This is a genomic window from Saccharopolyspora rectivirgula DSM 43747 (assembly GCF_000497205.1).
GTDB lineage: Bacteria > Actinomycetota > Actinomycetes > Mycobacteriales > Pseudonocardiaceae > Saccharopolyspora > Saccharopolyspora rectivirgula.
This window is the reverse complement of record NZ_AYJW01000008.1, coordinates 1-19014: the sequence shown is the minus strand read 5'-3', so window position 1 is coordinate 19014 and position 19014 is coordinate 1. Positions and strand designations below refer to the sequence as shown.

The following is a 19014-nucleotide window of genomic DNA, read 5'->3' as shown; positions in this document are numbered from 1 at the left end:
AGCAGTCGGGGAGTCGAAGTCCCACTGATCGCCCACGCCGACACCCCCAGCCACCACAGCGCGCGTCATGGCGCGTGCCCGCGCCCGATCAAGCCCCCCCCCCGTGGTAAGGGCCGCGGGTGACCCGGCTGGGATGTGTCCGCTGCGTCGACGGTTGCCCAACCGGCCGACCAGCGCCCGCGACCTCCCGCTCGGCTGCGGGCTCGCGGGCTCGAAAGGTGCGCTCATGTGCCCCGACGAACCCCACGCCCACCACGCCTCGACCGATGAAGGCGAACACGGCCCCGGCAACATCGCCAAGTTGCCCGACCTCGACGACAGCGCCGGCGTTACGGTTCCGACCGAACCGCAGCCGCGGGGCAACGCCAACGCCTCAGCCAGGAAGACGCGGAGGCGAGGCAACGCCCGCCGGACCGGCCAGAACCTGGTCGTTCGCGGTGTTCGCCGCGATCCACCAGATATCCACAAGCTCGCGCAGGTGGTCGCCAGCCTCGCGGCCGAGATGTTGGAGGACGAGGTCGATGATGAGCAATCGGCACTGGCCGACACCGACGCATCGGACACCGCAACGACGGCTGACCACCGAAAACACCGTCGGGCGGCCTAGTTCCGGGCATTGCCCTTCAGCCGGCACCGACACCACACCGTTACCCACCACCCGTAAGGAGGTCTGACGATGCCGCACGCGCTGCCTCAACGACACACGAGCCGCCGGGCAACAACGAGTCCGACCAATCCGAAACCGATCGAGGGAGTAGGGGGCCTCAAAGAACACCGGACAGCACGAGGCTCCAGCACCGGGTTGCGCAGCGCTTGTTCGTCCGGCCGGTACCTCGGCCGCCGTGCCACGGGTGGGCTGGTTGGCCACAGCGCCGCTACCGACCAGTGAACCGTTGGACGAGATCCCTTTGCTCACACGGAATTACGAAGGACTGCCATGACCAGCGCATACGCTGACTCTTACGACGAGTTGCAGCAGGACGTCGCTGTTCCTGTCGAGCACCCCGCGGACGACGTGGAACCCGGCACGCGGGCGGTGATCTACCTACGCGTGTCCTCGGCCGGGCAGGTCAAGCGGGACTACGACCCCGAGGGCATCTCCATCCCGACCCAGCGGGAGGCGTGCCTGCGCAAGGCCAAGGACCTCGGCGTCACCGTCATCGACGAGTACGTCGAACCGGGCCGCACCGCCACGGAGATGACCAAGCGTGAGGCGTTCCAGCGGATGCTGGCACGGGTGCGCAGCCAGGGCGACGTCGACTACATCATCATCTATCAGCTCTCCCGTATGGCGCGGAACCGGTACGACGACGCTGTGGTCATGGCCGACCTGCGCAAACGCGGCGTCGCGCTCGTGTCCGCCACCGAGTCGATCGATGACTCGCCCGTCGGGCAGCTCATGCACGGCATCCTGGCTACCTTCAACGAGTACCAATCGCGCCAGTCCGGTGTGGACATTGCCTACAAGATGGGGCAGAAAGCCCGCAACGGCGGCACGATCGGCCGCGCACGGCTGGGATACCTCAACCACATCGACCACTCCGAAGGCCGCGTGATCCGCACCATCGTTGTCGACGACGAGCGGGCGCCTTTCGTCCAGCTCGCCTTTGAGCTGTACGACACCGGGGACTACACCCTCGACGAGCTGGCCGACGAACTCTACGACCGTGGCCTGCGCACCCGCCCTACCGCCAAGCACCCGGCGAAGAAGGTCTCGATCAACAAGCTCTCGCAGATGCTGCGGGACCGCTACTACCTCGGCTATGTGACCTACAAGGGCGAGGAAATCCGCGGCCGGCACGACCCGTTGATCGACGAAGACCTCTTCGATCGCGTTCAGGACCGGCTCAACTCCCGGACTGCGGCCAAGGAACGCCGCCGGGTGCACCACCACTACCTCAAGGGCTCGGTGTTCTGCGGTCGCTGCCGCCGCGCGGGGATCACCCAGCGGATGATCATCCAGCGCACCGTGAACCGGCACGGCACCGAATACCTGTACTTCTTCTGCCGCAACAAGCGCGACGGCACCTGCGAAGCACCCCACGTCCACGTGGACCTGGTCGAAGACGCCGTGGAACGGCACTACGCCAGCATCCGCTTCACCCCGGCGTTCATCGACGACGTCCGCTCCCAGGTCGACACCGTCATCCGCGAACAGGAGAAATCCGCACGACTGCTGCATAAGCAACTATCCGGTCAGCTCGCCGAACTCGACACCCAGGAGGAAAACTTGATCGACCTCGCAGCCGACGGCACCTTGCCGCAAACCAAGGTCAAAGCCAAGCTGCGCAACATCGAACGCCAGCGCAAGCACCTCACCAGCCGCCTGGACACCGCCAGCGCCGACCTCACCGACAGCGCCCGGCTCATCGAGGCCAGCCTCCAGCTCCTCGAAAACCCCCACGAGCTGTACCGGCGCTGCACCGAGCAGCAGCGCCGCCTGCTCAACCAGGCGATCTTCCACGGCCTCTACATCGAGGACGAGGAGATCACCCACGGCGATCTCCATGAACCCTTCGGGCAGCTCCACGCCCTCCAGCGCACGCGAACCGCCGGGCGCGACAGCGACAAGAGCGCACCGGCCATCCCGCAGCCCCGAAACAGCAAGAAGGCCACCCGCAAATCGGGTGGCCCATCCTCGCTATTCGGCGTTGAGATCCTGCTCCAAGACCTCAACGCAGGCAGGGGTTCTAATAACAACCCCAACGTGGAGCTGAGGGGAGTCGAACCCCTGACCTTCTCGATGCGAACGAGACGCGCTACCAACTGCGCTACAGCCCCTTGTTGAGTGCTGCCGTAAGCATAGCAAGCCGAGGATCAGCACTCGCAGCACCCCCCCACCTAGCGCGGTCGGCTACTCGCCGGCCACCCGCCGGTAGGACTCCCAGGTGTGCTCTTCCAGCTCGTCGAACATGGGGTCTTCGTCGTCGATCTCCAGCGGAACCGCGCACGGCATGGCCGGAGCGCGCCCCGCAGCGCGACGCACCGCGACGTCGTCCTGCGCGGCAACCGGCTCCCGCCGCTCCTCCGGCTCGTCCTCGTACTCGGGCTCGACGGGCTCCGGCCGCGGCCTGCGCTCCCCGTTCAGCCGGGCCAGCCGCCGGTTGCGGATGTCCTGCTCGATCTTGACCTGCCGCCGCAGGTACGTCAGATAACCGGCGAGGCTCAAGTCCACCGCGCCGTGCACCCACCACAGCGGCGACCACACCAGCGCGGCCAACGCCGCGGTGACCACCACCGCGATCAACATGGCCAGCACGATCCGCTGCCGGCGGATGTACTTGGCGTGCGCAGCGATGGCCGCGGCCTCCGGGTCGAAGCCGCCGCGCCCAGGCCGGTAGCGCCGACCAGCACGGGTATCAGCACTGTGCACCTGCCGGCGGGACTCGGAGTCGTGCTCGCCAGCCAGCTCGTGCTCCTCGATGGCGTCCTCCCGGTCCGCATCGGACATCGCGACCGCCCCCTCTCTCCTGGTTTTCGTGGCCCTCCCCCTCGCTTCGCCACCGCGCCGGACCACTCGAGCCGCCAACACCGTGTCAGCGGTCTTGGAGACCTCCTGCCGACGCCTGGCGAACATCGGGACTAAGACGGCCAGCCAAGCCGCTGCCAGCGCAGCGAAGATCAGTGAGCTCCCCATGCCTCGCCACCTCCCCCTTGGCCACAGGCAGCACACGAGCGCGCCAAAGCAACGCTAGCCACATCCGCCGCCGCTGTCTTGGAGCCACGCCGTAATCAATTGGTTCCGCTCCGAATAAAAATGAGCGATATTACTCCGAACGGATGCATCCTCCGGGGGCCATTCAGATCTCGCCGATGATCTTTACAGCAAAAAAGAATGATCTTCCGCCCGCCACCGCGCCACCGCAGACCCCGATCCAGGTGATCAAGCTCTCGCCGATCAAGGCCTCCGGGCCCGCCCGGATTTGACCAATTCCGACACCGCGCCGTGCGGGAGCTCCTCAGCGGTCAACCCGTACACGTAGTGGTCCCGCCAGTCGCCCTCCACATCGAGGTACCGGCGGAACAACCCCTCCCGGCGGAACCCGGTCTTCTCCAGCACCCGAACGCTCGCCGAGTTCTCCGGGCGCACCGTGGCCTCCAGCCGGTGCAGCCCCACCGGGCCGAAGCAGTGGTCCACGGTGAGCGCCACCGCCGCGGTGGCCACCCCACCTCCCGACAGCGCCTCGGTCACCCAATACCCCACCCAAGCCGATCGCAAGGCGCCGCGAACGATGTTGCCGACCGTCAGCTGCCCGGCGAACTCGCCGTCCACCAGCACCACGAACGGAACCGCGTGCCCGCGCCGCGCCATCCCGCGCAGCGCCGCCCACTGGGCCGGCCACGCCGTCACCGCGTTGCGCTCCTGCCAGCTGCCGACCGCCGTCGGCTCCCAGCGCTGCAGGTAAGCCCGATCCCGCAGCCGAGCGCGGCTCCACGCCCCACCGTCCCGCAGCCGGGGTGGCCGCAGCTCGACCCTGCCGCGGGCGGTGATCAGCGGGCCGAGCCGCGCCGGCCACCCCGGGTGGCGGCTGACGGAGAAGTCCTCGAGCTGCGCGGGGCACATCGGCGTATCACGATCGCTGCGACAGGAATCTGACCGGCACGTCTTCTCCGACGGGGATGTCCGTGATGTCTTCGTCGACCACGATGAGGCAGTTTGCCTCAACCAACGGGGCGAGCAAGTGCGATTCCGAATCTCCCAGCGGCTGCACCAGGAAGGTCTCGGTGTCCGGGTCGCGCAGCAGCTGGCCGCGCAGGAACCCCCGCCGCCCCTTGGTGGAGGAGATCGGGGACAGCGTGCTGGCCGTGACGGTGCGCCGGTGCGGGTTGGTCTTGCCCAGCGCGAACCTGATCAGCGGCCGGACGAAGACCTCGAAGACGACCAGGGCGCTCACGGGGCTGCTGGGCAGGATGAAGGTCGGGACCTGGTCCGGGCCCAGCCGACCGAACCCCTGCACCGACCCGGGGTGCATCGCCACCCGGGTGATCTCCAACCGCCCCAGCTCGGCCAGGGCGGCCCGGACCCGCTCGCCGGCGGCCCCGCCGGCACCGCCGGCGATCACCACGACCTCCGACAGCAGCAGGCGCCCCTCCACGACTTCCCGCAACCGGCGCGAATCCGTCGGCACGATCCCGACCCGGGTGACCTCGGCACCGGCTTCGCGGGCGGCGGCCGCCAGGGCGTAGGAGTTCACGTCGTAGGTCTGCCCGGTGCCCGGCCGCTCGTTGAGGTCGACCAGCTCCTCCCCGACCGAGATGATCGACACCCGCGGCCGCGGGTGCACCAGCACCTGGCTGCGGCCGATCGCGGCCAGCATGGCCAGCTGCGCGGGGCCGATCGGCATCCCCCGGTGCACCGCGACGTCCCCCGGCTGCACGTCCTCGCCGGCGCGCCGGACGAAAGCACCGGAAGGCACCGGCTGCCGAACGACCACCTTGCCGCTCTGCTCCTCGGTGTAGGCCACCGGCACCACCGCGTCGGCCAAGGTCGGTAACGGCGCGGACGCCTCCACGTGCACCGCCTGCGCCGGCTGCAGTCGACGGGCCTGGCGGGCTCCCGCCGGTGTTTCCCCCACCACCGGCAGCGCCACGGACTCCTGCGCTGCCGATTGCACGTCGACGCTGCGCACCGCGTAGCCGTCCACCGCGGCCTGGTCGAAGTCCGGCAACGCCCTGTCGGCGGTCACTTCTTCAGCGCACAGCAAACCCTGCGCTTCTGAGATCGCCACCCGCACCGGCACGGGGCGGACAGCGGCTGTCAGTACGCGCGCCAGCTGCTCGTCCACTGACTTCATGGCTGTTGACCTCTCCCGCGTGCCCGAGCCGGACCGGCTGGCGCGCGGCCTCAGTTCCTGCTCATCCGTTCGACGAGCCAGTCCCGCAATTCCGGCCCGTACTCGGGATCTTCCAACGCGAAGTCCACCGCAGCTTTGAGGAAACCACCAGGATTTCCCAAGTCGTGTCGCCCACCGCGGTGGACCACCACGTGCACTGGATGTCCCTCCGAGATCAACAACGCTACGGCATCGGTAAGTTGCAGCTCACCTCCGGCACCGGGTCCGATCCGCTTCAACGCGTCGAAGACCGCTCGATCCAGCAGATACCGGCCCACGGCCGCCAAAGTGGACGGCGCTTCCTCCGGGGCTGGCTTCTCCACCATCCCCCGCACCCGCTTCACATCCGCTTCCCCGGTGTCCTCCACGTCGAAGGACCCGTAAGCGGAGATCTGCTCCCGCGGCACGTCGAACGCGCACAGCACGGTGCCGCCGTGACGGGCGCGCACTTCGGACATTCGCTTGAGGACACCGCTGGGGAGCACCAGGTCGTCGGGCAGCAGCACCGCCACCGCGTCCTCGTCGTCGGCGAGCTGCGGTTCCGCGCAGCCCACCGCGTGCCCCAGGCCCAACGCCTCCTGCTGGACGGCGGTTTCCACCCCGATCAGAGCCGGCGCCCGGCGGACCTTCTCCAGCAAGGCGGCCTTGCCCCGCTTCTGCAGCGTTTCCTCCAACGCCGGGTCCGGCTGGAAGTACTTCGCTATGCCCTCCTTGCCCGGCGCGGTCACCACCACCAGGCGCTGCGCACCGGCTTCGGCCGCTTCGGCCGCCACCAGTTCGATCCCGGGAGTGTCCACGACCGGCAGCAGTTCCTTGGGCACCGCTTTGGTGGTCGGCAGGAACCGGGTGCCCAGGCCGGCGGCAGGCACTACGGCGGTCCGGAAAGCTGGAGACGTGCTTGTCGGGCTGCTCATAACCCCGGAGCCTAGCGGGCAACCCTACAGTGAGGCTGTGAGCTGGTTGGGAGAAACTTCCGAAGGGAAAGCCGAATGGCGCAGTGCTCTGCTGCAACGGCGCCGTGAGCTCGATGAAACCACACGTTCGGTCGAAAACGATGCGTTGATCTCGGCTCTGGTGGAGTGGGCTCGGGAACGCGCCATCCGCTCGGTGGGGGCCTACGTCCCGGTGAAGGGGGAGCCGGGGTCGACGAAGCTGCTGGACGGCCTGCAGGAGCAGGGGTGCCGGGTGCTGCTGCCGGTGGTCGCCTCGGACGACGCCCCGCTGGACTGGGCGGTCTACACCGGTCGCCAATCGCTGCAGCGGGCTCGGTTCGGCCTGCTGGAGCCGACCGGGGAGCGGCTCGGCCCCGAAGCGATCGCCCAGGCGCAGGCGCTGCTGGTGCCGGCGCTGGCGGTGGACCGCTCGGGGGTTCGCCTGGGACGCGGGGCCGGTTACTACGACCGCTCGCTGCCGCTGGCCGCACCGCAGGCGGTGTTGATCGGCGTGGTCCGGGACGACGAATTCGTCGAGGAACTCCCCGCGGAACCGCACGACGTGCGGATGACCGCGGTGGTGACCCCGAAGCTCGGGGTGCGGGCGCTGCCGGTGTGATGCACCCGTAATTGCGCTGGGCACGAACGTGACGCATTATCGTGTTAGCACTCAACCTGTGAGAGTGCCAATCCAGACACGAAGTCGGAGGTTCCGGTCGTGCCCACCTACCAGTACGCCTGTACCGAGTGCGACCACCGCTTCGAGGCGGTGCAGTCCTTCAGCGAAGACTCGTTGACCGAGTGCCCGGAGTGCCACGGCCGGCTCCGCAAGTTGTTCAACGCGGTGGGGATCGTGTTCAAGGGCAGCGGCTTCTACCGCACCGACAGCCGCGCGTCCTCCAGCAGCTCCTCGAGCTCCTCGTCCTCGTCCAGCTCTTCGTCGGAGACCTCGGCGAAGGCCTCCTGAGCCGGAGCACCACCGCGAAATCGCCGGGTCCCGCGGCACCGGCGATTTTCATTCCGGCAATTGTCCACAACCGGCGCAGCTGTCCACAGCAGCAGTCCCTGCTCCTGCCCTCCCGGTGGCATCGCCGCTTAGCGTCGGGTCCGCACTGAACCCGACCACGGCAGGAGGAACCGATGGCTGCCCATCGACACGGGGAAATCCGTCTCGACACCACGCTGCTGGAGCGGGTGCGAATCGCCCTGGCGGGGCAGGCGGCCAAGCTGTTGGTGCTGCGCCGGGTGCTCGCCGTGCTCTTGCTGCTGCTGGGCTGCGCGGCAGCGCTGTGGCCGCCGGGCGGCAGAGCTGAAGCACCGCCCCGGGGCGAACCTGCCGCCGAACGAGCTTCGGTGCTGCTGCGCCTGGCTGATCCGGCGACCGCGCGCATGCTGTTCCCCGGCGCCGCGGTGGACGTGCTCACCACCCCGGGGGCCGGTCGCGACAGCCCGGTGCTGGCGAGGAAAGCCCGCGTCGTCGAGATCGATCGAACCGACCCGGGCGAACCGGCGATCGTGGTGCGCCTGCCGGAGCAGCAAGCCGCCGAGGTCGCAGCCGCCGCGATGAGCGGCCGGTTGACGGTGACCTTGCGCTAGCCGGCCGCGGCAGCTTCACCGGGGATCGTGGTGCGGTGGCCGGTTCTCGCGGTACCAGCGCTCCATCTCCTGCTGGCCACCGGGGTCGGGCCGATCATCGGACGTGGTGTCCGGGAGCACGTCACCGAAGATCTCGGCGATGCTCGGCCGCTTCTTGCTCCGCTTCGAACCCGGCCTGTCCGGCCGCCCGTCCCGCACAGTCCTCCTCAGCTCGACCCACGTCTCCCACACCCGCTGGCCGCGGCGCGCGCCGCCACCGGCCTCGGATCAAGCGGGTTCTTCCAGCCCCGACAACTGCTCGATGACGTGCGCGACCAACGGCGTGAGGGTTGCCATCCCGTCCCGCACCGCGGCGCGGGAACCCGCCAGATTCACCACCAGCGTACTGCCGGAAACACCGACCAGGCCTCGGGAGACACCGGCCTCCACCGAGCCGGCGGCCAGCCCGGAAGCGCGCAGGGCCTCGGCGATCCCGGGAATCGGGCGGTCGAGGACACCGGCGGTGGCGTCCGGGGTGACGTCCCGCGGGGACACCCCGGTGCCGCCCACCGTGATCACCACGTCGACACCACCGATGACCGCGGTGTTCAGCGCGTTGCGGATGGCGACCGCCTCCCCGGCCACCGCGACCGTGCCGTCGACGATGAAACCCGCTTCCTCCAGCAGCTCGGTGACCAGCGGCCCCAAGGTGTCCTCGTGCTCCCCCTGGGCGACCCGGTCGTCCACCACGACCACCAGAGCCCGCCCGAGGGCCTGCGCGCTGCGTTCCATGGAAGTAACCGTAGTCCGAGGGTGAGGCCCGCTCAGGTCCGGCGAACCGGAGAACGGGATGACGGTGTTGCGGTCGTCGGACATTTCTCTCCAGGTGTGTTCTGCGGACGTGATCAGTTGGCTCACCATAATGAGCCACCGGTGGTGCCGGGCGACCAGCAATCGGCGGAAGAACCGAGCTGGTCAGCCCTTCTCCCCGGTCAGCGTCACGTCCACGGTTCGTTCCCCACCGTTGTTGACGACCACGAGCTTCACCCGGTCCCCCGGGGTGTGCGAGCGGACCGCGGCGATCAGCTCATCGGCGTCCTGGATGGCCCGGTCGCCCAACTTGGTGATCAGGTCCCCGCGGCGCACGCCGCCCTTCTCGGCAGCGCCGCCCGGCACCACGTCGACCACCAGGGCGCCCGGCCGGTTGGCGTCGGTGATCTGCACCCCGAGCGTGGTCTGGGTGGCCGAACCGGTTTGGATCAGTTCGTCGGCGATCCGCCGGGCCTGGTCGATCGGGATCGCGAAACCGAGGCCCACCGACCCCGCCTGCCCTTGGCTGTTGCCCGGGCTGTAGATCGCCGAGTTGATGCCGACGACCCGCCCGTCCATGTCCACCAGCGGGCCACCGGAGTTGCCCGGGTTGATCGCCGCGTCGGTCTGCAGCGCGTTCAGCACGCTGGACTGGGTTCCGGCCTCGCCCCCAGCCCGCACGGCGCGGTCCTTGGCGCTGATGATGCCGCTGGTCACCGTTCCGGACAGGCCGAACGGCGAACCGATCGCCACGACCGGCGCCCCCACGGGAAGGTCGTCGCTGCGCCCCAGCTCCGCCGGGGTCAGACCGGTGATGTCGGCCTTCACCACGGCCAGGTCGGAGTTCGGGTCGGTCCCCACGACCCGCACCGGGGCGGTGCGGTTGTCGCTGAAGGTCGCGGTGATCTCGCCGGTGCGCCCGCCCTCGACGACGTGGTTGTTGGTGAGGATGTAGCCGTCGTTGCTGAGCACGATGCCGGAGCCCTCCCCGGCTCCCTGCAGCGAGCGCACCTGCAACTGCACCACGCTGGGCAGCACCTTCTCGGCGACCCGCTGCACCGACCCCTCCGGGGCGGTGCTCGCGCTGCGGGCCGGAGCGGGCTCGTTCAGCGAGGTGGTGACGGTACCGCCGCCTCCCAGCTGGTAACCGACGAACCCACCGATCCCGCCTCCGAGCAGCCCGGCGACCAGCGCGAGCGCGCTGACTCCCGCGACCAGTTTGCCCCGGGACTGCTTGGGGGCCTGTTGCGGCTCGGCGAACGGCATGTTCGGCTGCTGCCCCAGCATTGACATCGGCTGCGTCACGTACTGCGGACCGAACTGCTGACCGGCTGCTGGCTGCTGCTCCGGGGTGGTGCTTCCCCCCGGTTGCGGTTGCGGCTCTTCCGGCTGCCCACCGGGCGGATCAGGACTCTTGTCGGTCATGTCTTCACTCTGCAACGGCTAGCTGAGAAGCGACTTAGAGACTGCTGTGTGCTTGCCAGTGACATTGCTCAAGGCTCAAGCATCGAGTCGTTGCAGTCGCTCGGCAATCTGCTCCGGGGTCACGTCGTTGATCCACACTGCCATACCCGATTCGGAGCCGGCCAAGTACTTCAGCTTGTCAGCGGTCCGCTTGATGGAGAACAGCTGCAGGTGCAGCCAGGAGAGGTCCCGGCCGACCCGCACGGGGGCTTGGTGCCACGCGGCGATGTACGGCAGCGGTTTGTCGTAGAGCCGGTCCAGCCGGCGCAGCACGTCCAAGTAGACCCGGGCGAAGTCGTCCCGCTCGGAGTCGGTGAGCGCGACGATGTCGGGCACCTGCCGGTGCGGGACGAGGTGCACCTCGACCGGCCAGCGCGCGGCTGCCGGAACGTAGGCGGTCCAGTGGTCGGAGTCCACGACCACTCGGCGCCCGTCCGCGCGTTCGGCGGCCAGCACGTCGCCGAGCACGTGCCGGCCGTGCTCGGCGCGGTACTTCTCCGCCGCCGCGAGCATGCGCTCGGTCCTCGGGGTGATGAACGGGTAGCCGTAGATCTGCCCGTGCGGGTGGTGCAGGGTGACCCCGATTTCCTCGCCCCGGTTCTCGAAGCAGAACACCTGCTCGATGGCGGGGTTGCGGCTCAGCTCCGCGGTCCGGTCCGCCCACGCGTCCACCACGAGTCGCGCTTGCTGCGGGGTGAGCTGGGCGAACGAGGAGTTGTGGTCGGAGGTGAAGCAGACGACCTCGCAACGTCCGCTGGCCGGGGCCTTCGGCACCATCGGCATTCCGTCCACCGTGGCCAGTTCCCCGGGGATTCCTTCGGCGAAGGAGGGGAACTGGTTCTCGAACACGGCCACTTCGTAGTCGGATTCCGGGATTTCCGTCGGCCGCCCCGGCGCAGAAGGACACAGTGGACACAGCTCGGCCGGCGGCTTGTAGGTGCGGGTCTGCCGGTGGGCGGCGATCGCCACCCACTCGCCGGTCAACGGGTCCCGACGCATCTCCGAAGCCGGCTGCTGGGCCGGCAGCTCCCGGGTGTCCTCGGCCTCCCGCACGACTTGCGGGTCGGAGTCGAAGTAGATGATCTCCCGGTTGTCCGCCAGCCGCCGAGCGGTGCGCTTAACCATCGTTCGCCTGCCCGCCTTCCTGGTCCACGGCATCGGTCTCCGCCAACACCACTTCGACGTGCTCGGACAGCTGCTGCCGCGCTTCCTCCGGCAGCCCGGTGTCCGTGATCAGCAGGTCGGCCTCCGAGAACTCCACGATGGTGGAGATGCCCACGGTCTCCCACTTGGAGCTGTCGGCGAGCACGATCAGCTGGTTGGCGGCGCGGGCCAGCGCCCGGCTGGTCTCGCTCTCGTTCAGGTTGGGGGTGGTGAACCCCGCCCGCGGCGCCATTCCGTGCACCCCCAGGAACACCAAGTCCAGGTGCAACGACCGCAGCGCCTGCACCGCGACCGGTCCCACCAGCGCGTCCGAGGGGGTTCGCACCCCACCGGTGAGCACCACGGTCCGGTCGCTGCGCCCGGGTCGCTGGAGGGCGTCGGCGACCCGCACCGAGTTGGTCACCACCGTCAGGTCCGCGATGTCGTCGAGGTGCCGGGCCAGGGTCCAGGTGGTGGTGCCCGCCGACAAGCCGATCGCGGTGCCGGGCCGGACCTGCTGGGCGGCCAGCCGGGCGATCGCTTCCTTCTCCGCCAGCTGTCTGACCGCGTTGGCCTCGAACCCCGGTTCGTCGGTGCTGCGGCGGAGACCGGAAGTCGCGCCTCCGTAGACCTTCTCCACCAAGCCCCGGCGAGCCAGCGCGTCCAGGTCCCGGCGGATCGTCATGTCCGACACGCCGAGCCGCTGCACGAGATCACTGACCTGCACCGCTCCGGTGCGCCGGACCTCTTCCAAGATCAACTCTTGTCGTTGCCGCGCGAGCATCCACCAGCCCCGTTCAGGGTCAGCAAACCCTACCTAGACCAAAACCAACAGAAAACAACACTACCTATCACGATATACCCGGACGAAGACCGCCTCCATCGAACAGAAATGCCACCCGATGTTCACTGATGTTTACTTTTCGGGTGGTTTTCCGGGGAGGTGCATGCGCAGCAGCGCCCCGCCCTCCGGGGCGTCACCGACCCACGCCGTCCCGCCGTGCCGCTCGGCCACCTGCTTGACGATCGCCAACCCCAGGCCCGAACCGGGCAGCGTCCGCGCATCCGAAGACCGGTAGAACCGCTCGAACACGTACGGCCGATCGGCCGGGGCGATCCCCGGACCGCTGTCCGCGACCTCCAACACCGCCGTCTTCCCGTCCGGCTCCGGGCGCACCTCCACCCGCACCGTGCCGCCCTCCGGACTCCACTTCGCGGCGTTGTCCAGCAAGTTCACCACCGCCCGCTCCAGCGCGGTGGCATCCCCCATCATCTCCCAGGGCTGCAGGCGGGGCACGAACTCCACCCCGGAAGCCCGCCGCCGGGCCCGCGCCAACGCCCGCTCCACCACGTCGATCAGATCCAGCGGCTGGTGCACCTCCTGCGGCGCGTCCTCCCGGGCCAGCTCCACCAGATCACCGACCAGCGCGGACAGCTCGTTGATCTGGGCCTGCACGTCGGCCAGCATCTCCTCCCGGTCCTCGTCCGAGAGCTTCGGCGCATCCGGCCGGGACGAAGCCACCAGCAGCTCCAAGTTCGTGCGCAGCGACGTCAACGGGGTGCGCAACTCGTGCCCGGCATCGGCCACCAACCGGCGCTGCCGCTCCTGCGACTCCGCCAACGCCTCCAACATCCGGTTGAAACTCGTGGTCAACCGCGCCAGCTCGTCGTCACCCGTCACCGGGATCGGCCGCAGATCCCCCGTGAGCGCCACCCGCTCGGTCGCCGCCGTGAGCCGCTGCACCGGCCGCAACCCCGCCCGGGCCACCGCAGTGCCCGCCGCCGCGGCCAGCAAGATCCCGGCACCACCCATCACCACCAGCACCAAGCTCAACTGCGCCAGCGTCTGCTGGGTGGACTCCAGCGACGTCGACATCACCAAAGCCGCGTCGTTCCCCGCCGGCACCGCCACCACCCGGCTGTTGGTGCCCTCGTCGGTGCGCAGCGAACGGACCAGCTGACCGCGCGCCACCGCCAACTCCTGGTAGCTCAACGGCGGCCGGTTCTCCCGGTAGGGGCCGATCACCGCGCCGTCGGCGAACACCACGCTGATCTTGAAATCAGCGGCCGCGTAGAACGCCACCGGCACCTGCTGCAGGTCCGGGGTCTGCACCAGCGGCCCCCGCGCGGCGTCCTCCGCCCGCTGCAGCAGGCTCTCGTCCAACTCCCGGTAGAGGCTGTCGTGCACGGTCACGAAAGCGGCCACCGACACCAGCGCGACCGCGCCGGCCACGCAGATCGCCGCCAACCAGGTGACCCGGTTGCGCAGGGACATCCGGTGGAACCGGCCGCCCCGGGTTTCCGCCTCGACAAGATCCGGTGGTGGTGGAGCAGGAACAGTCACGGTTGGGTCTCACGCAGCACGTAACCAACACCACGGACGGTGTGGATCAATCTCGGCTCCCCCTCCGCCTCGGTCTTGCGCCGCAAGTAACCGATGTAGACCTCCAGGGCGTTGCCCGAGGTGGGGAAGTCGTAACCCCACACGTCCTCCAGCAGGCGACTCCGGGTCAACACCTGCTTCGGGTGCGCCATCAGGACTTCCAGCAAAGCGAACTCGGTGCGCGTCAAGCTGATCGGCCGATCACCCCGCCGAACCTCCCGCGTGCTCGGGTCCAACTCCAGGTCGGCGAACTTCAACACCGCCGCCTCCGGCTCCCGGGACGCATCGGCCGGGCCGGTCCGGCGCAGCAGCGCCCGCAACCGGGCGAGCAACTCCTCCAGCGCGAACGGCTTCGGCAAGTAGTCGTCCGCACCCGCGTCCAACCCGGCCACCCGGTCCGAAACCGCGTCCCGGGCGGTGAGCACCAGGATCGGCAGGTCGTCCCCGACACTGCGCAGCCGGCGGGCCACCTCCAACCCGTCCACCCGGGGCATCATCACGTCCAGCACCATCAGGTCCGGTCGGTTCTGCGCCAGCATGTCCAGCGCCTGCTGACCGTCCGCGGCGAGGTCCACATGGTAGCCGTTGAACTGCAACGACCGGCGCAGCGATTCCCGCACGGCACGATCGTCGTCGACGACGAGGATGCGCATGAGCACAGTTTTACTCTCAGTGCTGAGAAGCAGCTGAGAACCCACCGCCCTCACCCGGACCAGTGACCAGAGTCTCTCCGGCCCAGACACCCCCGCCCAACACCCGACCAGCACCCGGCAGGATGGAAACACGATGACGATCTCCAAACGTGCTACCCAGTTGCCCGAATCCTCGCCGGCGGCGCAGCTGTACGAGGTGATCAACCGGCGGCGCGACGTGCGGTCGGAGTTCACCGGGGAACCGATCCCCGACGACGTGCTGCACCGCGTGCTCAGCGCCGCCCACTCCGCGCCCAGCGTCGGCCTCTCCCAACCCTGGGACTTCATCCTGGTGCGCGACGAGCGGACCAGGCGTTCCTTCCGCGAGCACGTGCAGGCCGAGCGCAGTGTCTTCGCCGCCCAACTGGAGGGCGAGAGAGCCGAGACGTTCTCCCGCATCAAAGTGGAGGGGATCCTCGAGTCCTCCCTCGGGATCGTCGTCACCTACGACCACCACCGCGGCGCGCCCCAAGTCCTCGGGCGGCACGCCATCGCCGACGCCGGGCTCTACTCGGTGTGCCTGGCCATCCAGAACCTGTGGCTGGCCGCCACCGCCGAAGGCCTCGGCGTGGGCTGGGTCAGCTTCTACCGGGAGGAGTTCCTCCGCCGCCTGCTGGGCATCCCGTCGGGCATCCGCCCCGTCGCGTGGCTGTGCGTGGGGCCGGTGCGCAACCTGGCGGACACCCCCGACCTGGAGCGGCACGGCTGGCGCAGCCGCATGCCCCTGGAGCAGGTCGTTCACCACGAAAAGTACAGAAGTGACTCCAGCCGGTAGTGTGGGCAGGGAACCCCGCACCCGGACGAGGTGGAGCAACGCTGCAAGCACCCGCACCCACCCTCAACCGAGGTTGGCATGCAACAGGATGACCTGTGGATGTCCAACCTCATGCCAGCGCAGGACCGCGAAGTCCGTGCGCTGTTGGACTCTGGTGACTCCGCCGCCGCGGAGATCGCCTTCGCCCGGATGACCGATGCGGGAGCGGGACTGGTCGGCCCCCAGTGGAACCGGAGCCTGGTGCTCGTGCAACGAGCGCTGATGGCCTGGCGGCTCGGCAAGATCCCGCTCGCGCTGGAACTGGCCGCCGAGGGCTGGACCGAACTCGACATCGACAACCCCCGGGGCGCGGCCGCCGCCCACGCCGTCGGCACCCTCGGCTACCTGTACGAGACCATCGGGCACCGGAAGCCCGCCGTGGAGCTGCTGACGCTCAGCACCCAGCTGGCCAGGGAGAGCGGCGATCCGCAAACCCTCGCCTACTGCCTCATCCGCGAAGCCAGCACCCGCATGTTCCACGTCTCCGCGGAACCCACCCCGAGGCACGACCAGCTGGAGCTGGTGGCGGCCCAGCTCGAGGAAGCCCAGACCTTCGCAAAACCGGGGCAGATCAAACGGACCGGCCAGGCCGCCCTGGCCCGGGTGCACGCCGCCCTCGGCCACCTGGACTCGGCGGAACAGCTCGCCGCGGAAGCCCTCGCCCAAGGGGAAGCCGCCAACGACTGGTTCACCTGTTCGGTGGCGCACTGGTCGCTGACCGTCCTGCACCGGCTTCGCCAGAACATGGAGACCGCCCGGCACCACGCGGCCGAGTCCGTCGACAAGGCGGAGAAGATCAACGAGGCCCTGCTGGTGGCCCGCTTCTCCAGGCTGCTCGCCACCATCTGCGCCGAGATGGGCGACCCCGTCGGTGAGGCCGCGGCCCTGCGCCGCACCCTCGCCGCCAACACGGCCACCATCAACCTCCTCCAGGAGGGGCTCGGCCAAGCGCTGGAGCAGCGGCGCGTCGCGGTGCAAGCCAGCCGCATGGTCGCCGCCGCCCACGAAGCCGCCCAGCGGGACGCGCTGACCGGCCTGCACAACCGCCTCGGGCTGGAGCGGAACGGGCCACCGCTGCTGGAGAACGCCACCGCCAACGGCCGCGTGCCGTGGCTGCTGCTGATCGACATCGACTACTTCAAGGAGATCAACGACCAGGCCGGCCACTCCACCGGGGACGTGGTGCTGCAGGAGATCGCCCACCTGCTGCGCCGGGAATGCCGCTCCGAGGACCTGCTGTGCCGGTGGGCCGGGGACGAGTTCATCGTGCTGATTGGCGAGAACAGCGGGGGCATCGGGAGCGCGGGGCCGATCGTGGCCCGCCGGATCCAGGACGCGGTGCGCTCGCACGACTGGCGCCTGGTCACCGGCCGCGACACCATCAACCCCACGGTGAGCATCGGCGTGGCCGCCGGACCGCCCGCCAGCGTGGAACGCCTGTTCCAGCGCGCCGACACCGCGCTGTACCGGGCGAAGGCCTACGGGCGCAACACCGTGGAAGTGGTGATCAGGGACTCCGACTAGCCGCCGGTGGCCGCTCGGGCCGGGAGGGGCGCGGCGATTAGAATCTTGTCCGCTGCCCGGCAGCAGCGGCCCTGCTGCCGGTGCACGGCGGCCAGCAGGTACCCTGCGAATGGGCGCAGATCAAGCCTCCGTAGCTCAGGGGATAGAGCACCGCTCTCCTAAAGCGGGTGTCGCAGGTTCGAATCCTGCCGGGGGCGCCACCTCTGCTCAGAGGAACGCAGAGCTCGCCACGAGGCTCGAGCTCGCGCGGCGCAGCTCGTGTCCTGCAGCGCGCATCCTGATCGCTTGCCAGTGCGGCGCACTCGTGGCGAGATCGACCGCCTCTCCCGTCGCGGCTTCGGACGACGGGCTGCCGGAGCAGCCCCGTCGGCGTTCAAGCCGCGGCACCTCCAGGGGACTTCTGATCGAGGCTGCAGCGGAGAAGACCCGCACCGCCTGTGCCCCTGCGACCACCCCTCGGCCACCGAGTTCACCGCCCTTGGCGGGGACCTCCGCACGGTGCCGAATGCGCTGCAGCAGCGGAGCTGAAGCACATCGACTCCCCCGCTCCACGAGCAGGGGCAATCCGCGACGAGCAGGACGAACGGCAGCAGCAGCTCGAACAACCCGGTGGATGGCGCTGCTCGCGGGTAGTTGGTGCAGCCGAACACGCGGTCTTCCACATTCACCCTGCGCTTGGGCGACCAGCTCGAACCGGTGGTTTCCCGACCACGCATCGCGAGCCCGTCACCCCCACGACTAGCCATCCCCTCGGGTCGAGCAAGTGAACACCACAGGGGTTCAAGCGTTCGGCACCGTTCCGATGAGCGGGTGCTGCCGCAGCACAGGGGAAGCCGGACTCCGCTGAAGAGCGCCAACGCCCGCCCGAATTCCTGCAGCAGGACGAGGGACCCGCGAGCTGGCGAACCGGATGGCTCGCTGCCGCAACGAGACGGACGAGGTGTTGTTCGCTCAGCGCAGGAACGATGCGCGCTTCGCCAGCGAGCACGACCACGGAGTTGCCGATCAGGACCAACACCACGCGCTGCGAGCGCCGCGGAGCCGATCACCACGCGCAGCCAGTTGCTCAGCGCGCCGTCCGACCACCAGGCCTCGGACCGCTTCAGCGCGGACATCGCACTCCCCCAGCAGGATGCTGTCCACATCGGAACACATGAGAGCTGCCGGAGCCGTGCCAGCCGATCACCGGTCGCGCAGCGCCATGATGCCCCTGCGCCCTGCTCCTCGAGATCGCGTTCGCCGGCAGTTCTCCAGAGGACGGGACGCAGGGGCGGAACAACGGTCGTGCATTTCAGCACGCGCGATTGCCGCACCACTCCGAGCTGCATCTCAGCCCGGAGTCTCAAGTATCGGACCAATGCTGGGCTTCAGCGGCGTTGGAGCGCCTTGACGACGAGTTGCCCGACGATGGCGTAGACGAGTGCGGCCAAGCCGTAGTTCAGGACGACGCCGAGCAGGGCGTCGTCGGGGGTGAAGACATCTCCCAAGCCCAGCACGAACACCTGGGCCGCGGTGTAGACGAAGGACGCGAATTCGTTGCCCTGGTTGGCACCGAAGACGACGAACAGGACGTGCAGGGCGAAGATCGCGATGACCACGCCGACGACGACGCGAACGATGTTGGCCACGGTGTCCGCGCCGTCGTCGTAGCGGCGATCGCGCGGCGGCTCGCCGTAGTACCCGTCCTGCTGCGGATAGCGACCGGGATTGTGCGACGGGTACGGGTTGTGGTCCTGGTGGGGGTGGTAACTCATGGCCGCGGATTGTGTCGACCATTCCAGGACGGGAACAAGCCCCGGAATAGCGAGAGAAACGCCACCACCCACCGGTGGAACATGAATCG

At 69.0% G+C, this 19014-nt stretch carries 19 protein-coding genes, 2 tRNA genes and 1 pseudogene; 8 read left to right on the top strand and 14 right to left on the bottom strand.

Going from position 1 to position 19014, the window contains the following annotated elements; all coding sequences use genetic code 11:
* The first annotated feature begins 226 nt into the window (after positions 1-226).
* Complete coding sequence (locus SREC43747_RS0103895) at positions 227-607, top strand: hypothetical protein (protein WP_037331296.1); 381 nt, start codon at positions 227-229, stop codon at positions 605-607.
* Positions 608-937: 330 nt separating this feature from the next.
* Positions 938-2023: pseudogene (locus SREC43747_RS21855) on the top strand (recombinase family protein); the annotation flags it as partial.
* A 165-nt stretch (positions 2024-2188) separates the two neighbouring features.
* Here SREC43747_RS21855 and SREC43747_RS21850 read toward each other — a convergent pair.
* The 6 genes from SREC43747_RS21850 to SREC43747_RS0103860 all read right to left on the bottom strand — a co-directional run bounded on the left by SREC43747_RS21850 (position 2189) and on the right by SREC43747_RS0103860 (position 6748).
* Complete coding sequence (locus SREC43747_RS21850; RefSeq protein WP_029719837.1) at positions 2189-2530, bottom strand: hypothetical protein; 342 nt, start codon at positions 2528-2530, stop codon at positions 2189-2191.
* A gap of 178 nt (positions 2531-2708) precedes the next feature.
* Positions 2709-2781: transfer RNA gene (locus SREC43747_RS0103880), tRNA-Ala, on the bottom strand.
* Between the two features lie 73 nt (positions 2782-2854).
* Complete coding sequence (gene sepX / locus SREC43747_RS0103875) at positions 2855-3637, bottom strand: divisome protein SepX/GlpR (protein WP_029719836.1); 783 nt, start codon at positions 3635-3637, stop codon at positions 2855-2857.
* Between the two features lie 261 nt (positions 3638-3898).
* Positions 3899-4564 (bottom strand): GNAT family N-acetyltransferase, encoded by a 666-nt coding sequence (locus SREC43747_RS0103870; RefSeq protein ID WP_029719835.1) that lies wholly within the window; start codon positions 4562-4564, stop codon positions 3899-3901.
* A gap of 7 nt (positions 4565-4571) precedes the next feature.
* The gene (glp, locus tag SREC43747_RS0103865; protein ID WP_081722411.1) at positions 4572-5795 is read right to left on the bottom strand and encodes a molybdotransferase-like divisome protein Glp; all 1224 of its coding nucleotides are present in this window, start codon (positions 5793-5795) and stop codon (positions 4572-4574) included.
* Positions 5796-5845: 50 nt separating this feature from the next.
* Positions 5846-6748: a UTP--glucose-1-phosphate uridylyltransferase gene (locus SREC43747_RS0103860; RefSeq protein WP_029719833.1), complete on the bottom strand. Its 903-nt coding sequence runs from the start codon at positions 6746-6748 to the stop codon at positions 5846-5848.
* Between SREC43747_RS0103860 and SREC43747_RS0103855 the strand changes: the two genes are divergently transcribed.
* The 3 genes from SREC43747_RS0103855 (at position 6729) to SREC43747_RS20175 (ending at position 8362) form a co-directional block, all read left to right on the top strand.
* Positions 6729-7385: a 5-formyltetrahydrofolate cyclo-ligase gene (locus SREC43747_RS0103855; protein WP_408005195.1), complete on the top strand. Its 657-nt coding sequence runs from the start codon at positions 6729-6731 to the stop codon at positions 7383-7385. The genes SREC43747_RS0103860 and SREC43747_RS0103855 overlap by 20 nt on opposite strands.
* Before the next feature lie 99 nt (positions 7386-7484).
* Entirely contained in the window at positions 7485-7733 is a 249-nt protein-coding gene (locus SREC43747_RS0103850) for an FmdB family zinc ribbon protein (RefSeq protein WP_029719831.1), read from the top strand.
* 173 nt (positions 7734-7906) lie between these two features.
* A complete protein-coding gene (locus tag SREC43747_RS20175) occupies positions 7907-8362 on the top strand; it encodes a hypothetical protein (RefSeq protein WP_051387667.1) in 456 nt (151 codons plus the stop codon).
* Between the two features lie 15 nt (positions 8363-8377).
* On the opposite strand, the gene SREC43747_RS0103840 is transcribed toward SREC43747_RS20175, so the two are convergent.
* The 7 genes from SREC43747_RS0103840 to SREC43747_RS0103810 all read right to left on the bottom strand — a co-directional run bounded on the left by SREC43747_RS0103840 (position 8378) and on the right by SREC43747_RS0103810 (position 14794).
* A complete protein-coding gene (locus SREC43747_RS0103840) occupies positions 8378-8560 on the bottom strand; it encodes a GNAT family N-acetyltransferase (protein ID WP_029719829.1) in 183 nt (60 codons plus the stop codon).
* Between the two features lie 69 nt (positions 8561-8629).
* Complete coding sequence (locus SREC43747_RS0103835; RefSeq protein ID WP_152528306.1) at positions 8630-9133, bottom strand: MogA/MoaB family molybdenum cofactor biosynthesis protein; 504 nt, start codon at positions 9131-9133, stop codon at positions 8630-8632.
* Positions 9134-9316: 183 nt separating this feature from the next.
* Complete coding sequence (locus SREC43747_RS0103830) at positions 9317-10576, bottom strand: trypsin-like peptidase domain-containing protein (protein ID WP_081722410.1); 1260 nt, start codon at positions 10574-10576, stop codon at positions 9317-9319.
* Between the two features lie 75 nt (positions 10577-10651).
* Positions 10652-11740 (bottom strand): galactose-1-phosphate uridylyltransferase, encoded by a 1089-nt coding sequence (gene galT, locus SREC43747_RS0103825; RefSeq protein ID WP_029719826.1) that lies wholly within the window; start codon positions 11738-11740, stop codon positions 10652-10654.
* Positions 11733-12542 (bottom strand): DeoR/GlpR family DNA-binding transcription regulator, encoded by an 810-nt coding sequence (locus tag SREC43747_RS0103820; RefSeq protein ID WP_029719825.1) that lies wholly within the window; start codon positions 12540-12542, stop codon positions 11733-11735. The genes galT and SREC43747_RS0103820 overlap by 8 nt, the downstream gene beginning before the upstream one ends.
* Positions 12543-12674: 132 nt before the next feature.
* Positions 12675-14102 carry a sensor histidine kinase gene (locus SREC43747_RS0103815; protein ID WP_029719824.1) on the bottom strand — a complete coding sequence of 476 codons (1428 nt, stop codon included), beginning with the start codon at positions 14100-14102 and terminating at the stop codon, positions 12675-12677.
* Positions 14099-14794, bottom strand: a complete 696-nt coding sequence (locus SREC43747_RS0103810) for a response regulator transcription factor (RefSeq protein ID WP_029719823.1) — start codon at positions 14792-14794, stop codon at positions 14099-14101. The genes SREC43747_RS0103815 and SREC43747_RS0103810 overlap by 4 nt, the downstream gene beginning before the upstream one ends.
* 133 nt (positions 14795-14927) lie before the next feature.
* Here SREC43747_RS0103810 and bluB point away from each other — a divergent pair, with 133 nt between their 5' ends.
* From bluB to SREC43747_RS0103795, 3 genes are all read left to right on the top strand, one after another.
* Positions 14928-15608 carry a 5,6-dimethylbenzimidazole synthase gene (gene bluB / locus SREC43747_RS0103805; protein WP_029719822.1) on the top strand — a complete coding sequence of 227 codons (681 nt, stop codon included), beginning with the start codon at positions 14928-14930 and terminating at the stop codon, positions 15606-15608.
* Between the two features lie 78 nt (positions 15609-15686).
* The gene (locus SREC43747_RS0103800; RefSeq protein ID WP_029719821.1) at positions 15687-17171 is read left to right on the top strand and encodes a GGDEF domain-containing protein; all 1485 of its coding nucleotides are present in this window, start codon (positions 15687-15689) and stop codon (positions 17169-17171) included.
* Between the two features lie 124 nt (positions 17172-17295).
* Positions 17296-17371: transfer RNA gene (locus SREC43747_RS0103795), tRNA-Arg, on the top strand.
* Between the two features lie 1167 nt (positions 17372-18538).
* Here the strand turns inward: SREC43747_RS0103795 and SREC43747_RS0103790 are convergent.
* Positions 18539-18925 carry a hypothetical protein gene (locus tag SREC43747_RS0103790; RefSeq protein WP_236623007.1) on the bottom strand — a complete coding sequence of 129 codons (387 nt, stop codon included), beginning with the start codon at positions 18923-18925 and terminating at the stop codon, positions 18539-18541.
* Between the last annotated feature and the right edge of the window lie 89 nt (positions 18926-19014).

Excerpts from the sequence above, each read along its gene's own strand:
- SREC43747_RS0103790 (WP_236623007.1), bottom strand. The coding sequence starts at position 18,925 with ATGAGTTACCACCCCCACCAGGACCACAACCCGTACCCGTCGCACAAT.
- SREC43747_RS20175 (WP_051387667.1), top strand. The coding sequence starts at position 7,907 with ATGGCTGCCCATCGACACGGGGAAATCCGTCTCGACACCACGCTGCTG.
- SREC43747_RS0103895 (WP_037331296.1), top strand. The coding sequence starts at position 227 with ATGTGCCCCGACGAACCCCACGCCCACCACGCCTCGACCGATGAAGGC.
- SREC43747_RS0103870 (WP_029719835.1), bottom strand. The coding sequence starts at position 4,564 with ATGTGCCCCGCGCAGCTCGAGGACTTCTCCGTCAGCCGCCACCCGGGG.
- SREC43747_RS0103820 (WP_029719825.1), bottom strand. The coding sequence starts at position 12,542 with ATGCTCGCGCGGCAACGACAAGAGTTGATCTTGGAAGAGGTCCGGCGC.
- SREC43747_RS0103800 (WP_029719821.1), top strand. The coding sequence starts at position 15,687 with ATGCAACAGGATGACCTGTGGATGTCCAACCTCATGCCAGCGCAGGAC.
- SREC43747_RS0103810 (WP_029719823.1), bottom strand. The coding sequence starts at position 14,794 with ATGCGCATCCTCGTCGTCGACGACGATCGTGCCGTGCGGGAATCGCTG.
- bluB (WP_029719822.1), top strand. The coding sequence starts at position 14,928 with ATGACGATCTCCAAACGTGCTACCCAGTTGCCCGAATCCTCGCCGGCG.
- SREC43747_RS0103835 (WP_152528306.1), bottom strand. The coding sequence starts at position 9,133 with ATGGAACGCAGCGCGCAGGCCCTCGGGCGGGCTCTGGTGGTCGTGGTG.
- glp (WP_081722411.1), bottom strand. The coding sequence starts at position 5,795 with ATGAAGTCAGTGGACGAGCAGCTGGCGCGCGTACTGACAGCCGCTGTC.
- sepX (WP_029719836.1), bottom strand. The coding sequence starts at position 3,637 with ATGGGGAGCTCACTGATCTTCGCTGCGCTGGCAGCGGCTTGGCTGGCC.
- SREC43747_RS0103830 (WP_081722410.1), bottom strand. The coding sequence starts at position 10,576 with ATGACCGACAAGAGTCCTGATCCGCCCGGTGGGCAGCCGGAAGAGCCG.
- galT (WP_029719826.1), bottom strand. The coding sequence starts at position 11,740 with ATGGTTAAGCGCACCGCTCGGCGGCTGGCGGACAACCGGGAGATCATC.
- SREC43747_RS0103860 (WP_029719833.1), bottom strand. The coding sequence starts at position 6,748 with ATGAGCAGCCCGACAAGCACGTCTCCAGCTTTCCGGACCGCCGTAGTG.